Consider the following 14,739-nt stretch of genomic DNA (forward strand, 5'->3'; position numbering starts at 1 on the left):
TAAAAGCTCTCCTCCTTCTTTGAAACTATATTATAGCATTATCTGATTTTGCGCTTTCAAGCTTACCTGGTTCTGCGTTGGTCAGATAAACCTATCATGTCATAAATCCAGAAAAATTTATCTTATAGAAAAGCCCCGCACGAAGGGCGGGGCCGGGTTATAGTTGGTTAGTAAAAGGAAGAATTGAATTAAGCCATTTTCAGCTTTTTCTGAATATCGGCCACGTAGCCTTTAAATTTCTTATCGGTATCAATTAAATCTTCAACGGTTTGGCAAGCGTAAATTACTGTAGAGTGGTCACGACCGCCAAAGAAATTGCCAATTGATTTAAGTGAACTCTTGGTGTGTGCCTTAGCCAGGTACATTGATATCTGACGGGCCTGTACAATCTCGCGCTTGCGGGTTTGAGATTTTACCATATCAACCGGCACTTCAAAGTATTCGCACACCAGGCTTTGTATATATTCAATAGAAATTTCTTTAACCGAATTTTTTACAAAGTTCTTTAACATCGATTTAGCAAGCGCCAAATCAATTTCCTTACGCATAAGGGTTGATTGTGCCAGTAGTGACACCATAGCGCCTTCCAGCTCACGAATGTTGTTATCAATGTTATGGGCAACGTACTCAATTACATCATCAGGCAGCTCAATACCATCCTGATAGGTTTTGTTTTTGAGTATGGCCATGCGGGTTTCTAAATCAGGCGTCTGCAAATCAGCAGATAAACCCCATTTAAAGCGCGATAGTAAACGCTCCTCCAAACCAGCCAAATCTTTAGGCGCTTTGTCTGATGTAATAATCAACTGGCGACCTGATTGGTGTAAATGGTTAAATATATGGAAGAAGAAGTCCTGTGTTTTTTCTTTACCGGCAAAGTTGTGCACATCATCCATAATGAGCACGTCAATAGCCTGGTAAAAGTTTACAAAATCATTGATGTTATTATGCTTAAGTGCATCAACAAACTGCTGGGTAAACTTCTCGCACGATACGTATAAAACCAGCTTATCAGGCAGGGTACGTTTAATTTCGTTACCTATGGCTTGTGCCAGGTGAGTTTTACCTAAACCAACACCACCATATATCATTAACGGATTAAACGATGTACCTCCCGGTTTTGCAGCAACAGCATATCCAGCTGAGCGTGCTAAACGGTTACAATCGCCTTCTACAAAATTCTCAAAAGTATAATTCTGATTTAACTGCGGATCAACATGCAGTTTTTTTAAGCCAGGTATTACAAAAGGGTTCTTGATATCTTTATTTAAAGAAATAGGAACCGGCATACTCTGATTTTTAGCCTCGGCACCATTACCATTTGATGGCATGTTAGTAGTATAAGGCTTGTTTGATGACGATTGTTCTACCACAATGTTATACTCAAGCCGGCCTTCGTCGCCCAGCTGCTTTTTTATTGTTTTACGTAACAACCCCACGTAATGTTCCTCCAACCACTCGTAAAAAAATAAACTAGGTACCTGTATTGTCAGAACGCTGCCATCCAACCTCAAAGCCTTAATAGGCTCGAACCAAGTTTTAAAACTTTGGGTCGGGATATTGTCCTTAATAATCTGCAAGCAGCTATTCCAAACGTTAGTACAGGTTTTTTCCATATATCATTTAAAGATAAAATGCTGATTTCCAAAGCCCCAAACAGCTCAAAGATGAGAGCAGTACGGAACATCGAATATTCGAAAAAAAAGCGGATTAAAAAATTAAAATTAAAATTTGCAGGGGTGTGTTTTTTGTGGTATACTATAGGCCTTACCACTCCAAAACAAGCCGGCACGTAGCGCAGCTAAATTCCTCATTTTTAATTGCTTAGATTGCATTTTATATTGTGTTATAGTTTAAGATTGTTCGTTACAAGAAACCCACAAAATCCCTAAAAAATCACGCCTCATAAGCAACAATTCTTAAGCCATTTTAACCATTTAATTGACACCAAAAAGCTAAACAACTGAGTTACGGTTGAATAATATTTTTACTGAAATTGAGATAAACTACCGGTTAAAAAAAAATCACGCCACATTTAAGCAAACCATACAATTTGCTATAAAATATATACAGAGGCATGCATTGGTTAAAGCAATTAAAACAGCTCTTCTAAATCTTTATGAATCATGCCTGCAGCGGTTTCATACGGGTTGTTTTCAAGCGTGCTTAAATTAGTGAGCAACACACGGCTAAAATCCAAACCGCTTGCATTTTGAGGCAACGAACGGTACGTGTTATTAAGAAGACCGGCTGTGTCGTCTTTTAAACGGCGCACTACTGCCCAGGCGCGGCTGCTTACATACACCTGCTGTGTAATATTATGCTGATATTCATTGTTTACCTCCTGTATGGCAATATGATGCAGTTCGGCGGCTGTTAAACCTGCACTATTAAGCCTTACCAACAAGCTGGAAGGATTAATACGCTCAACTAATAACACTATACGCTCGTAAGCCTGCAGGCGTAAAGGCAGCGTTTGGTTATCGGCGGCTTTTTTTAATTCAAGCACTTGCAATCGCTCACTTTTATCAAGGTAAGGTTTTATAAGGTAAAATGCAACCCAAACCACGCCTACGCCGGCAACGGTAAGTTTCAAAATATCAAGGAGGATGTCGTAAACTGTCATTTTTTAATGTTAGGCAGAGGTCATAAATATATTGAGGATAACAAAAATCTGCATTTTAAGTTATATTTGTCTTAGGTAAATTTAAAATAATTATGAGCGTAGCTGTTGAAATTGCACCTGTAACATTTACTGAGGGCGCTGCCAGAGAAATCAGAAAGCTTAAAGACCAACAAGAATTAAGTGACGACTTTGGCCTACGTGTTGGCGTTGAAGGTGGTGGTTGTGCAGGTATGAACTATATTTTAGGTTTTGATCAGCCTAAAGAGGGAGACAAAGAGTATTACATTGACGGCATAAAGGTTTTTATGCATAAAGCACACGGCATGTATCTTGCCGGTATGCAGGTTGACTTTCAAGACGGACTAAATGCCCGCGGTTTTGTATTTAACAACCCTAATGCACAAAGCACCTGCGGTTGCGGTACTTCGTTTTCGGTTTAATAACTGTTTAACGTTATATTATAAAAAAGGCAACCCTTTAAGGTTGCCTTTTTGTTTTATTCTATGTTGCAGTATGCAGTGATGATGTTATATAGCTTTTAATGCTTCCTCTATTTCTTTATCAATATAAGCAATGGTTGGCGAGCCATAACCGCTGCTATGAAATACAACCTTGCCTGCCTTATTCACAACTACGTTTGTTGGATATAAATGTATTCCATACTTGCTGGCTGTGAAACGCCCGCGTTCAACAATGTTGTAATTGAAAGGCATTAACTTAAAAAAGCTATTTAATTCATACTTCTCATCAAGTGCAATAGCTATAAATACAACCTCTTTGTTGCCTTTATATTTTTCTACAAGTTCATTCAATTCGGGTATCTCCGTGCGACATGGCGGACAATTAATAAACCAAAAATTCAGCACTACTACCTTCCCTGCCAAAGTCTTTTCATTCCACTTGTTTCCATTAATGTCTCTTTCGTTAAACCATTTAAACAACTGGCCGGTAGTAAAAAATTTACTTTCTGTTGGCTTTGAATCATAATAAGACCGCATTCCAGCTGCTGGTTGGCTCTCCGGTTTGCGAACCGACAGCTGTTGTCTTTTTACTAATGTATATTCATTCTTTTTACCAGAATCACTATTTGCTACCAAGGTATACTTACCACTTTTGAGCAAGCCTATTACGTTTAAATAATCATACTTAACACCGGCCGAATCTTTGATAACCGTATTAGGATCAATTCTTACCGAATAGGTAGTTGATGACGCTTGAGCATAAACCTGCACATATAAAAAGAGCAGGCAGCAAATTGACAGGAGATATTTCATGAAGTGATAAGCTTTAAAAAACCAAAATAGCTATTACGCACCAAAAAATCAATTTGCCTTTACCTATTCAATAAAGGAATGCTCATCAAGCTTGGGCAACCTGTAAACTTTTGTATTTTGCGTAGTAGTTGATTGAGCCATTACCTCATTCAAACCAATTGCAACCGGTAAAACAAAAAAGCAAACAGCATACTTTTTCATATTGATAAGATTTGTTACTTAAATATATGAAAAATACTTATTAATACACTTAAAAAGTATTATGTACACTAAAGTTTCTTATTTGTTAACATATTTATAATATGAGTAGATTTGTAATTATATTAATTGTACTTTTTATACCACAGCTGCTTATGGCCCAGTTGAGGCCTGGGTTTAATGCCGAGGAGTACCTGGAAATGTTGCGCTTATCGCGCCAACAAACAGATTCGGGGATAAAAAATGATCAAACACCTAAACCAGTTAATTTTAAAAGGATATACCGTTCGCCAATTGGCCCGCTGCTAAACCGTTGGGAGTTGTGGACAAATGCAGGCAGCAAAACGGCTGTTATTAGCATAAGAGGAACAACCGGCGATGCTGTGAGCTGGCTTGAAAACTTTTACGCAGCACAGGTTCCGGCTGTTGGCGAGCTGCAAATTAATGATAGTACACGCTTCAATTATCATTTGGCAAACCATCCACAGGCCGCCGTACACATTGGCTGGTTGCTTGGCCTGGCCGAGCTTTCAAAAACCATAGTACCCGAACTGAACAAGTTGTACAAAACCGAAGGCTACAAAAATTTCATCATTATGGGACATAGCCAGGGTGCAGCGCTTGCCTACTTACTGCGTTCACATTTAGCGTGGCTACAAACGCAAGGCCTTGTACCTGCTGATTTGGTTGTAAAAACATATTGCAGCGCTCCGCCTAAACCCGGCAATTTATATTATGCTTATGATTTTAATTATTTAACCCGCGGAGGTTGGGCCATAGCAGTTACTAACGCAGCCGATTGGGTACCTCAAACTCCTTTCTCTATACAAACGCTTGATGACTTTGCCAAGCCAAATCCGTTTGGCAGTATTGATGCGGCAGTAAAGGGTAAATCTATTTTTGTTAAGCTGTATGTTAAGCACATTTATAACCGCTTGCGCAAACCCCCTTTAAGGGCTGTTAAAAACAATCAGAAATATCTGGGCCACATGGTGTATAAATTCATTAAAAAAACACTCCCCCAGTTTAAAGAGCCTGCGTACGCCGAAGGCAATTTATATACCTCATGTGGTGTACCTATTGTGCTGATGCCTGATGATGACTACCGGCAAAAATTTCCTGACGACTCAAAGAATGTATTTGTACATCACATGTTTTGGCCCTATTACTATCTTACTCAAAAGGAATATGCACAATAAACTGAGCCATGTATTAAATTATTGAATTATAGTTATAATTAAAATAAAAGAATAGATTTGTTAAATACTTGCACGGGGTGCTTAACCAGTAATGGTGAGGCTGAGATAATACCCGATAAACCTGATACGGATAATACCGGCGTAGGGATGCATGGGCTTTAATGTTATCATCAGCGGTTGTTGTCCGTTTATCAGATATTAATTAAAAAGCCTTGTTTCTGTTGCCGTTATTATGCGGTACCCAGAAGCAAGGCTTTTTACATTTAATACCTTTTAAATAAATGGATTTAGAAAAAAACAACAGTTTTGGGTTAATGACTCAAAGCCTCACCAACTGGCAGGGACGCAAAGAGTGGTTTTTTAACCGCGAACACACCGACACTTACGAGCAATGGTATGAAGGCCGCTATAAGCGTGCCGAGGTTTGGCAAAAAAAAGTAATGAGCCAGCTGCTGGGTAAAGACCCGCGCGTTAAAGAACTGCTAGAGTTTGGTTGCGGCACCACACGCTTTACCCGCTGGTGGCACGAAATAGGCATTGACGCAACAGGTGGCGACCTCTCTCCCTTTATGCTTGGCCAGGCTGTACACTTATTTAAGGGCGATTTAGTGAATGCCGACTCGCACTTTATGCCTTTTAAAGATAACACCTTTGATGCCGTAGCTTTTATTACCACGTTTGAGTACTATCGTAATCCGGTTCAGGTTATACGCGAGGCCGCCAGAGTAGGCAAACACGGAATTGCGTTTGGTATGATGAACCGTAACTCTCCTAAGGTGCTGCGCCGCCGGGTACAGCAAATGTTTGGTAAAAATCCGTTTTATGTTACGGCAACCTTTTATACGCCGCAAATGCTCATCAATAAAATTGATGAGGCCCTGCAAGGCCGCAGCTACACTTTGGAGTGGACTTGTACCGGCCTGCCCGAGTGGTTCCCGGTACAGCAGTGGAGCGTTCCGGTGGGCGACTTTTTTGGTTTATACGTTAAATTTACTGATTAACCGCCATGACGCTATCAGGAAAAATATCGGGTGGAGGTTTTGAGCAGTTTATTTTACCACAGCTTGGCTACAATCGCCCCGAAGTAACCAGCGGGCCTGCCTTTGGTGTAGATGTATCGGTAATTGGCTTACTTGGCGGCACAGGGCTGGCGCTTACCAGTGATCCGCTTTCGCTCATACCATCACTGGGTTTGCAGGAATCGGCATGGCTGTCGGTACATTTAATGGCCAATGATATGGCTACTACAGGCTTTACTCCTATGTATGCCCAAATGGTGCTTAACCTACCGCCATCGTTAACTGAACAAGATTTTGCCAGTTATTGGGGCTATATTCACAAATATAGTCAGGCAATAGGTGTTGCTATTACAGGCGGACACACCGGCACTATTGAGGGTCAAAACTCTACCATTGCCGGTGGCGGCACCATGTTGTTAACTGCTCCTGTAGATGTTATACTCTTAAGCCACAAGGCCGAGGCCGGTAATGTTATTATTGTTACCAAAGCGTGCGCTACATCTTCAGCTGCGTTACTGGCCATGTGTTTCCCGCAAACAGTAAAAAATCAATTGGGCACAGAGGTTTACCAGGAAGGTTGCGGGTTGTTTTACCAAACATCATCATTAATTGATGCCCTTACAGCCGTTGGCTTACCCTCCCGCGGTAAAGAGGTTACTGCCATGCACGATGTTACAGAAGGCGGTGTACTGGGTGCTATTTATGAAATGGCAGTTGCCTCAAACAACGGCGTAAAAGTATATAACGAGCAACTGCCCTTAGGCGATGCCCAGCAAAGCATTTGCAAACTTTTTGGCATCGACAGCCGCTTTTGCATCGGGGCCGGGTCTATGGTTATAGCCGTTGATAAAGGTTATGTTGACAATGTTTTGCAACGCCTGGCATCTGCTCAAATTAAAGCAACCGTTGTGGGCGAGTTTACCTCACTTGCCGATGGTTACAAACTTATTGAGAACGGCCATGAAAACGACCTGCTCTACTACAGTAAAGACCCTTACTGGGATGCTTTTTTTAACGCTTATAAAAACGGATGGAAGTAATGGAAAAAACGCATGGAATTACCGGCGGCGTTTATTTAGTGCTTGACCCTGCCCAACCGATTGATTTGTTATTACAAAAACTGGAAGCGGCGCTTACAGGCGGAGTAAACGCTGTACAAATATGGAACAACTGGGACAAAGAAACTGATAAGCTAACACTGATTGAAGCAATTGGTACTCTTTGCCGTAATTATCACGTTCCGCTATTTATCAATGAAGAATGGCAATTATTGAAGCAAAGCCTTTTTTTAGATGGCGTTCACTTTGATGCCATACCCAATGACTATGAGTTAATTAAAAAAGCAGTTACAAGACCGTTTATGGCCGGTATTACCTGTTCGGGCGATTTAAACACCGTTGCCTGGGCCAGTAAGCACCAACTTAATTACGTATCGTTTTGCGCCATGTTTCCGTCGCCATCGGCGGGTAGTTGCAGTATTGTAATGCCGGAGGTTGTTAAAGAAGCTCACAAAACTACCTCTCTGCCGCTGTTTGTATCTGGCGGCATTACACCTCAAAACATCATCGCCTTAAAAGAAAAAACACCGTTTGACGGTGTGGCCGTCATATCGGGCATCATGAGTGCCAACGACCCCCAAAAACAAGTTAAAATTTATAAAGATGCATTAGGCATCGCCCAATCTGTATGAAACTTAAAACCATAGAAAAGCTTTGCTGCCCGTTTGATAAGCACGACCTTACTTTGCAAGTACTGGTCAAAGACACTACCGAGAACATTATAGAAGGCATTTTAAACTGTACTCATTGCCAGCGCAAATACCCTATAGTTTACGGCGTACCTATTATGGCTCCTGACGAGTACCGCCAAATACCTTTAGAACAACCAATACTAGAGCGATGGAAGCTGGAGTATGGTATTAGTGATTTGAAATTGCTACCGTAATTTATGCCAAATATGTACTATTTTTAAAAAGTTTGAATCATTTACCGCAATGAATGCACCATTACTATTTCACTAACAAAAACGTGGCAACCTACTCATTACATAAAAAGTAGATTGCCACGTTAGTACTGGCAATGCAATAAAGAATAAGAATATACTATTTCCCCAACCGTTCTTTTAGGAACTGGCCGGTGAAGCTTTTTTTACTTTTCAATAAAGCTTCAGGAAGACCTTCAAACACCAGGGTACCGCCATTATTGCCTCCGCCTGGGCCAATATCAACTACCCAGTCGGCACATTTAATAACGTCCATGTTGTGTTCTATCACAATAATGGTATTACCTTGATCAAGCAGTGCATTGAATGATTTAAGCAGCTTTTTAATATCGGCAAAGTGCAGGCCGGTAGTGGGCTCATCAAATATAAACAGGGTCTTGCTGGCATTATTTCCTTTAATAAGGAACGATGCCAGTTTAATACGCTGCGCCTCACCACCCGATAAGGTGTTTGACGATTGGCCTAACTGTACATAACCCAAACCAACATCCTGCAAGGGCTTAATTTTGTTCAATATTTTTGGCTCATTAACAAAGAATTCAATGGCTTCGTCAATGGTCATTTCTAAAATTTCGGATACGTTCTTTTCAAGATAGGTTACGTCAAGAATATGCTGTTTAAAGCGCTTGCCATTACAAGCCTCGCAAGGCAAGAATATATCTGCCATAAACTGCATCTCTATCTTCACCTCGCCCTCGCCCTGGCAAACATCACAACGGCCGCCTTCTACGTTAAAGGAGAATGCTGATGGTTTAAGTCCGCCTGCTTTGGCAGCTGGCTGTGCAGCATATAGGTTTCGTATCTCGTCCCAGGCTTTTACATAAGTAACCGGGTTTGAACGCGATGAACGGCCTATGGGATTTTGATCAACCATCTCCACCGCTTCTATCTTACTATAATCGCCTTCTATTCCATCATAAGCGCCGGTTTGCTCACCCGAGTAATTACCCAGCACCTTTTGTAATGCCGGATGTAAAATGCGTTTAACCAAACTTGTTTTGCCAGAGCCGGATACACCTGTTACTACGGTAAGCACACCTAATGGAAACTTTACATCAATATTTTGCAGGTTGTTTTCGCGTGCACCTTTAATAAGCACATAATCATTCCATTTACGGCGATGCTCTGGCGTTTCAATTTCCTCACGTCCGCTCAGGTATTTGCCGGTAAGGCTGTTATCATCAGTAAGTATCTGATCATAAGTACCTGAAAAAATCAGCTGACCACCATGCGTACCTGCTTCAGGACCAATGTCAATAATATGATCGGCAGCCTGCATAATCTCTTCTTCGTGCTCAACCACCAAAACGGTGTTGCCTACATCACGTAATGATTTAAGCACGGTAATCAGTCGTTGCGTATCACGCGGGTGCAAACCAATACTTGGCTCATCAAGCACGTAAACCGAACCTACCAAACTACTACCTAATGATGTTGCCAGATTAATACGCTGCGATTCACCGCCCGAAAGCGTGTTTGACAAGCGGTTAAGTGTTAAATAACCCAAACCTACATCATTTAAAAAGCTGGTACGGTTGGTTATTTCCATTAGCAAACGCTTGGCAATCTTGGTATCATGCGCATCCATTTGCAGGTTATTGAAAAACTCCTGGGCCTTATCAAGCGGCATTAGCACAATGTCGGTTATTGATTGCCCGCCCACCTTAACATAAGTAGCGTCAGGACGTAAGCGGCTTCCTTTACAATCCGGGCAGGTGGTTTTTCCGCGGTAACGTGATAATATAACGCGGTATTGTATTTTGTAGGTTTGTTCCTCTATCTCTTTGAAGAAAGCATTTAAACCCTGGAAATATTTATTGCCGGTCCAAAGTACTTTCTTTTCCTTATCGCTTAACTGGCTGAAAGGGCGATGAATTGGAAAATTAAATTTATCGGCCTGGCTAATTAGCCGCTGGTTCCATTCGCCCATTTTTTCGCCACGCCAGGGGGCAATGGCATTATCATAAATTGATTTACTTTTATCAGGAATAACCATATCCTCATCAATACCTATAACCTTGCCATAGCCTTCACATTTACGGCAGGCACCGTATGGGTTATTAAAGCTGAAAAAATTTGGTGTAGGTTCTTCAAACCTTATACCGTCAAGTTCAAAGCGATCACAAAAAAAGCTTTCTGCTTCGTTATCGTCCGCAGGCTTTTGGTAACGAACATAACAATCGCCTTTACCTTCAAAAAATGCGGTTTGGGCCGAGTCGGCTATGCGGCTCAGCGTTTCTTCTTCCTGGTTGATGGTTACACGGTCAACCACAATACGTAACTCATCTTCCGGAGTTAACGGCTCATTGGCAATTGATTCATCTTCCAGTAAACCTTCAATGCGCGATACTTTACCGTTGTACTCTACCCTTACAAAGCCCTTTTGCAACAATACCGCCAGTTCTTCTTTTAAACTGCGGTTATTATGCGGATGCAGCGGACAAAGAATGGTTACTTGGGTATCATTGGGCATGCCCTGGCAAAAATTAACCACATCGGTAACTGTATCCTTTTTCACCTGCTGGCCTGATATAGGCGACATGGTTTTACCAATACGCGAGAACAACAGTTTCAGGTAATCATAAATTTCGGTACTGGTACCCACTGTTGAGCGCGGGTTACTGGTAATTACCTTTTGCTCGATAGCAATAGCGGGGGCAATACCTTTTATATAGTCAACATCGGGCTTGTTCATACGCCCTAAAAACTGGCGCGCGTATGATGATAGACTTTCTACATACCTGCGCTGTCCTTCGGCATACAGCGTATCAAACGCCAGCGATGACTTGCCCGAGCCTGACATGCCTGTAATCACCACCAGCTGGTTTTTAGGTATGGCAATGTCCATGTTTTTTAAATTATGAACACGGGCACCTTTAATGATTATATGTTGTTGAGGGTCTTTTTCAGTTTCTAACATGTTGCTGTATAATAGTAAGCAGTGCTGTCTCTAGCGTAAAACTATTTAAATCAATAAATTAGCTATGGCTTATCTTCAACAAACTACAAACTAATTTCAAAGCGCAAAAATCCTAAAATGTTTAGCAAAAACCAAATAAGTCAAGGTCTTTACGCGTAAAATTACAAACAGGAAATAAAGGCTTATAGTTTTATATTTTAAAGCAGCACCTGTTATAAATAAGCTGCAATACATTAAACTTCGAGCGCTTTTTTCAGTCAAATATCACAGTTACCAGCATATTTCCGGGCAACTTAAAAGTGCAACCAATTATAAGCCCTGAAGTAACTAATGGTGAAGTTCTTTTTATTTAGGTGATGCCTTTATTGTGTATGTTAATTACAATGTCATTATAACGTGTTATAACACATATGGCTAGAAATATTTGCATATTAACACAATATTTGTTTTATTTGATAGAACAAATTAAAGAAGAGGACTCCCTATAGATTAGAACTTTACTTAAAACGTAGTTAATTTAAATTTATTGATTTTAAAGTAGAAGTTCTATGGATTTTAATTTGAAAAGTGACCAGGAGTTAATCCATCTGTATGTGGCGGGCAATGAGGGAGGCCTTGTTGAACTTATACGCCGCTATCAATCAAAAATTTACACCTCCATTTATTTACTGGTAAAAGACGAGTATTTAGCCGAAGATATTTTTCAGGATACCTTTATAAAAGTAATAAACACGCTTAAAGCCGGTAAGTATAACGAAGAGGGTAAGTTTTTACCTTGGGTAAGCCGTATTGCGCATAACCTTGTTATTGACCATTTCAGACGCGAAAAACGCACGCCTTTAGTAAGTGGCGGCGACGACTTTGATATATTTGAAGTACTTGGCGAGTATGACGAGAGTACCGAAGACCGTATGGTACGCGAGCAAACGCATAAAGATTTAAAATCGCTTATTCACCTTTTACCGTCTGAGCAGAAAGAAGTGTTGATTATGCGCCACTTTGGCGATATGAGCTTTAAAGAAATTGCCGACGTAACTGAAGTTAGCATTAATACAGCGTTAGGGCGCATGCGTTATGCCCTTAACAACCTGCGCAAAATGATGCAAACCAAAGAACTGAGCCTTAAAAATTAGCCGCAAAAATTTTTGAAAATTATTTGCATCCATTAAAATAATCGTTAACGATTAGGCGTTATTTGTTAAACAAACATTGCAATAAACAAATAAAAGCTTATGGATGAAACTTCTACAAAATTTTTAAACGCAATCACTAAAGGCAACGATATGGTGGAGGGAATTGATGTAACGGAATATGCTGATGCCGATGAATTAATATTTCATCATGCACTGCGCACAGAGTTGGATACCTTACAGGTGAAACCTAAAAAGCAAACAATTGATAATTTGCTGAATTACTCAAAAAGCTTGCGTTAAATAACTACAGAGCCCCGCACAGCGGGGCTTTTTTTATATTTGTACATGCTAAAGAAGGAACGCTATCAGCTTTTTGTAGAGTACTTTTCAAAACATCAGCCCGATGCAGAAACTGAGTTGCATTACTCTAACCCCTATGAACTACTTGTAGCGGTTATACTTTCTGCGCAATGTACTGATAAGCGTATAAACCAGGTGACACCTGCCCTCTTTAGCCGCTTCCCTACTGTTGAAGACCTGGCCGCATCAAATGCCGATGAAATTTTTACCTATATACGCAGCGTAAGTTACCCCAATAACAAAGCCAAACATTTGGCAGGCATGGCTAAAATGCTGGTTGAGCAGTTTGGCGCACAAGTGCCATCGGGCCTTGATGAATTGCAGAAACTGCCCGGTGTGGGCCGCAAAACAGCTAATGTAATAGCATCAGTTATATATGATGCGCCGGCAATGGCGGTTGACACGCATGTATTCAGAGTAAGTAACCGCTTGGGGCTTACCACCAATGCCCGCACTCCTTTAGCCGTTGAAAAACAACTGATAGGTTATTTACCTAACGAAACTATAGCCATGGCTCACCATTGGCTCATTTTACACGGAAGGTATATTTGCCTGGCACGTAAACCTAAGTGCGAAATTTGCCCCATCACACACTTTTGCAAATACTATCAAAGTGGCAAAGCGGCGCTGGTTTTCAGTAAAACAGCAAAGGTTGCCAAAAGTAAATCTGCAAAAGCAAAAACTATTAAAAAGCTGAAACCTCAAAATCTTCCGATTGAAAATGAGGCAATTGCTAAAGACTAACATCAGAATACAGAACCAGCTTACACCATAATCTCTGCTACAACTGGATTGATTTAAGTAAAGCCGTTGTTGCTATTGTACTTCTACTCCAAATTGAAACATTAACAACTCATGTGAGTTATGCTATACAGTAAAGTTGTACCATAACAACTCTTTTTTCCGATACTTTATAGCATGAGCAATACCTTTTTCCAGGAAATGGCTGAAAAGTCGGCTGTGGCAAATTTTATATTTAATTTAACTACCCTTCAATTTGAATATAGTAACCAGGCTATGCTTACGTTACTTGACACAGATGCAAACTCAGTAAATATCGATTTGTTAAGTCGCATTATTCACCCCGATGATCTGCCTTATGCGTTAAATGCCCTTAAAGATTTAACAGAGGTTGATTCAAATACAGAAATTTATTTAAGAGTTACTGTAAGTAACAAGCAAAAATGGTTACGGGTAAATGTATCATTATCGCAAAACAACCAGGCCGGAAGTTTACTGTTTGGCAACGCCGTTGATGTAACTAACGAAATTGAAAATCAGCAGGTATTTGAAAAATATGCAAACAAGAAAAACGCAATTATTAATATTCTTGCGCACGACTTAATTGGTCCGCTGGGCACAATCAATATGCTTGGGTCATCGCTCAAATCGACACTTACCAACGATGTACATGTCAACTTGATTGACTCGATGTTGAAAATAAACAAGCAGGCTACCGACTTAGTTAAGCAACTAACTGCACGCGAATTTGCCGAAACCAAAGACGTAGTACTTTCAAAAAAACGAGTTAATATTTCTAAAACGCTTTGTGAATATTTAGAGGAGTATCAAAACTCATTTGCCCACAGCCAACGCAGCTTTAGCTTCTCATCTACGCCCGATAATATCTTTATAAATATTGATGAACCAAAGTTTATGCAGGTAATGAATAACCTGATGACCAACGCTTTAAAATTCACACCCGAAGATGGCTCCGTTACGCTTAACATAGAGGAAAAGGATGATGAGGTAAACTTTGTACTTGCCGACAACGGAATTGGTATACCTGCAGATTACCAAGCAATACTATTTGATAAATTTACTGATGCCGGCCGTAAAGGCTTACAAGGTGAGCCCTCAATTGGCTTGGGAATGTTTGTAGTAAAAAACATTATTGAATGGCATAAGGGCAAGGTATGGGTTGAAAGCAACGAAGACTCAGGCACCCACATTTACTTTACACTTCCAAAGTATTAAGTGTATACTTAAAGTAAAGCTCAAAAAATTAA

At 40.5% G+C, this 14,739-nt stretch carries 15 protein-coding genes and 1 riboswitch; of the genes, 10 read left to right on the forward strand and 5 right to left on the reverse strand.

Annotated elements, in window-relative coordinates:
• Positions 1 to 188: 188 nt before the first annotated feature.
• Positions 189 to 1,616, reverse strand: a complete 1,428-nt coding sequence (gene dnaA / locus GO816_RS14115) for a chromosomal replication initiator protein DnaA (protein WP_157542578.1) — start codon at positions 1,614 to 1,616, stop codon at positions 189 to 191.
• A gap of 479 nt (positions 1,617 to 2,095) precedes the next feature.
• Complete coding sequence (locus GO816_RS14120; protein ID WP_157542579.1) at positions 2,096 to 2,626, reverse strand: DUF7935 family protein; 531 nt, start codon at positions 2,624 to 2,626, stop codon at positions 2,096 to 2,098.
• Between the two features lie 92 nt (positions 2,627 to 2,718).
• On the opposite strand from GO816_RS14120, the gene GO816_RS14125 reads away from it, so the two are divergent.
• Positions 2,719 to 3,066, forward strand: coding sequence for a HesB/IscA family protein (locus GO816_RS14125; protein ID WP_157542580.1), 348 nt, complete (start codon positions 2,719 to 2,721; stop codon positions 3,064 to 3,066).
• Between the two features lie 87 nt (positions 3,067 to 3,153).
• Here the strand turns inward: GO816_RS14125 and GO816_RS14130 are convergent, their stop codons facing one another.
• Both GO816_RS14130 and GO816_RS14135 read right to left on the reverse strand, forming a co-directional pair.
• Positions 3,154 to 3,900 (reverse strand): TlpA family protein disulfide reductase, encoded by a 747-nt coding sequence (locus GO816_RS14130; protein ID WP_157542581.1) that lies wholly within the window; start codon positions 3,898 to 3,900, stop codon positions 3,154 to 3,156.
• A 63-nt stretch (positions 3,901 to 3,963) separates the two neighbouring features.
• Entirely contained in the window at positions 3,964 to 4,101 is a 138-nt protein-coding gene (locus GO816_RS14135; RefSeq protein ID WP_157542582.1) for a hypothetical protein, read from the reverse strand.
• Positions 4,102 to 4,202: 101 nt separating this feature from the next.
• Here GO816_RS14135 and GO816_RS14140 point away from each other — a divergent pair, with 101 nt between their 5' ends.
• From GO816_RS14140 to GO816_RS14160, 5 genes are all read left to right on the forward strand, one after another.
• The gene (locus tag GO816_RS14140) at positions 4,203 to 5,297 is read left to right on the forward strand and encodes a lipase family protein (RefSeq protein ID WP_157542583.1); all 1,095 of its coding nucleotides are present in this window, start codon (positions 4,203 to 4,205) and stop codon (positions 5,295 to 5,297) included.
• Between the two features lie 63 nt (positions 5,298 to 5,360).
• Positions 5,361 to 5,462, forward strand: a riboswitch (TPP riboswitch).
• A 116-nt stretch (positions 5,463 to 5,578) separates the two neighbouring features.
• Positions 5,579 to 6,298 (forward strand): class I SAM-dependent methyltransferase, encoded by a 720-nt coding sequence (locus GO816_RS14145; protein ID WP_157542584.1) that lies wholly within the window; start codon positions 5,579 to 5,581, stop codon positions 6,296 to 6,298.
• Between the two features lie 5 nt (positions 6,299 to 6,303).
• Complete coding sequence (locus GO816_RS14150; RefSeq protein ID WP_157542585.1) at positions 6,304 to 7,356, forward strand: AIR synthase-related protein; 1,053 nt, start codon at positions 6,304 to 6,306, stop codon at positions 7,354 to 7,356.
• Positions 7,356 to 8,006: a thiamine phosphate synthase gene (locus GO816_RS14155; protein ID WP_157542586.1), complete on the forward strand. Its 651-nt coding sequence runs from the start codon at positions 7,356 to 7,358 to the stop codon at positions 8,004 to 8,006. Before GO816_RS14150 ends, GO816_RS14155 begins: the two co-directional genes overlap by 1 nt.
• On the forward strand, positions 8,003 to 8,260 hold the full coding sequence (locus tag GO816_RS14160) for a Trm112 family protein (RefSeq protein ID WP_157542587.1): 258 nt from the start codon (positions 8,003 to 8,005) through the stop codon (positions 8,258 to 8,260). The genes GO816_RS14155 and GO816_RS14160 overlap by 4 nt, the downstream gene beginning before the upstream one ends.
• Positions 8,261 to 8,417: 157 nt before the next feature.
• On the opposite strand, the gene uvrA is transcribed toward GO816_RS14160, so the two are convergent.
• A complete protein-coding gene (gene uvrA, locus GO816_RS14165) occupies positions 8,418 to 11,237 on the reverse strand; it encodes an excinuclease ABC subunit UvrA (RefSeq protein WP_157542588.1) in 2,820 nt (939 codons plus the stop codon).
• Positions 11,238 to 11,785: 548 nt separating this feature from the next.
• Between uvrA and GO816_RS14170 the strand changes: the two genes are divergently transcribed.
• The 4 genes from GO816_RS14170 (at position 11,786) to GO816_RS14185 (ending at position 14,707) form a co-directional block, all read left to right on the forward strand.
• The gene (locus GO816_RS14170; protein ID WP_157542589.1) at positions 11,786 to 12,370 is read left to right on the forward strand and encodes an RNA polymerase sigma factor; all 585 of its coding nucleotides are present in this window, start codon (positions 11,786 to 11,788) and stop codon (positions 12,368 to 12,370) included.
• A 99-nt stretch (positions 12,371 to 12,469) separates the two neighbouring features.
• Entirely contained in the window at positions 12,470 to 12,670 is a 201-nt protein-coding gene (locus tag GO816_RS14175; protein ID WP_157542590.1) for a hypothetical protein, read from the forward strand.
• Positions 12,671 to 12,715: 45 nt separating this feature from the next.
• On the forward strand, positions 12,716 to 13,474 hold the full coding sequence (gene nth / locus GO816_RS14180; protein ID WP_157542591.1) for an endonuclease III: 759 nt from the start codon (positions 12,716 to 12,718) through the stop codon (positions 13,472 to 13,474).
• Positions 13,475 to 13,648: 174 nt separating this feature from the next.
• Positions 13,649 to 14,707, forward strand: coding sequence for a PAS domain-containing sensor histidine kinase (locus GO816_RS14185; protein ID WP_157542592.1), 1,059 nt, complete (start codon positions 13,649 to 13,651; stop codon positions 14,705 to 14,707).
• Positions 14,708 to 14,739 lie beyond the last annotated feature (32 nt).

The sequence above is a fragment of the Mucilaginibacter aquatilis genome (genome assembly GCF_009755275.1).
Lineage (GTDB): Bacteria > Bacteroidota > Bacteroidia > Sphingobacteriales > Sphingobacteriaceae > Mucilaginibacter > Mucilaginibacter aquatilis.

Coding starts and splice junctions, on each gene's coding strand:
- GO816_RS14170 (WP_157542589.1), top strand. CDS start 11,786: ATGGATTTTAATTTGAAAAGTGACCAGGAGTTAATCCATCTGTATGTG.
- GO816_RS14150 (WP_157542585.1), top strand. CDS start 6,304: ATGACGCTATCAGGAAAAATATCGGGTGGAGGTTTTGAGCAGTTTATT.
- GO816_RS14125 (WP_157542580.1), top strand. CDS start 2,719: ATGAGCGTAGCTGTTGAAATTGCACCTGTAACATTTACTGAGGGCGCT.
- uvrA (WP_157542588.1), bottom strand. CDS start 11,237: ATGTTAGAAACTGAAAAAGACCCTCAACAACATATAATCATTAAAGGT.
- dnaA (WP_157542578.1), bottom strand. CDS start 1,616: ATGGAAAAAACCTGTACTAACGTTTGGAATAGCTGCTTGCAGATTATT.
- GO816_RS14145 (WP_157542584.1), top strand. CDS start 5,579: ATGGATTTAGAAAAAAACAACAGTTTTGGGTTAATGACTCAAAGCCTC.
- GO816_RS14155 (WP_157542586.1), top strand. CDS start 7,356: ATGGAAAAAACGCATGGAATTACCGGCGGCGTTTATTTAGTGCTTGAC.
- GO816_RS14140 (WP_157542583.1), top strand. CDS start 4,203: ATGAGTAGATTTGTAATTATATTAATTGTACTTTTTATACCACAGCTG.
- GO816_RS14120 (WP_157542579.1), bottom strand. CDS start 2,626: ATGACAGTTTACGACATCCTCCTTGATATTTTGAAACTTACCGTTGCC.
- GO816_RS14160 (WP_157542587.1), top strand. CDS start 8,003: ATGAAACTTAAAACCATAGAAAAGCTTTGCTGCCCGTTTGATAAGCAC.
- GO816_RS14175 (WP_157542590.1), top strand. CDS start 12,470: ATGGATGAAACTTCTACAAAATTTTTAAACGCAATCACTAAAGGCAAC.
- GO816_RS14135 (WP_157542582.1), bottom strand. CDS start 4,101: ATGAAAAAGTATGCTGTTTGCTTTTTTGTTTTACCGGTTGCAATTGGT.
- GO816_RS14185 (WP_157542592.1), top strand. CDS start 13,649: ATGAGCAATACCTTTTTCCAGGAAATGGCTGAAAAGTCGGCTGTGGCA.
- GO816_RS14130 (WP_157542581.1), bottom strand. CDS start 3,900: ATGAAATATCTCCTGTCAATTTGCTGCCTGCTCTTTTTATATGTGCAG.
- nth (WP_157542591.1), top strand. CDS start 12,716: ATGCTAAAGAAGGAACGCTATCAGCTTTTTGTAGAGTACTTTTCAAAA.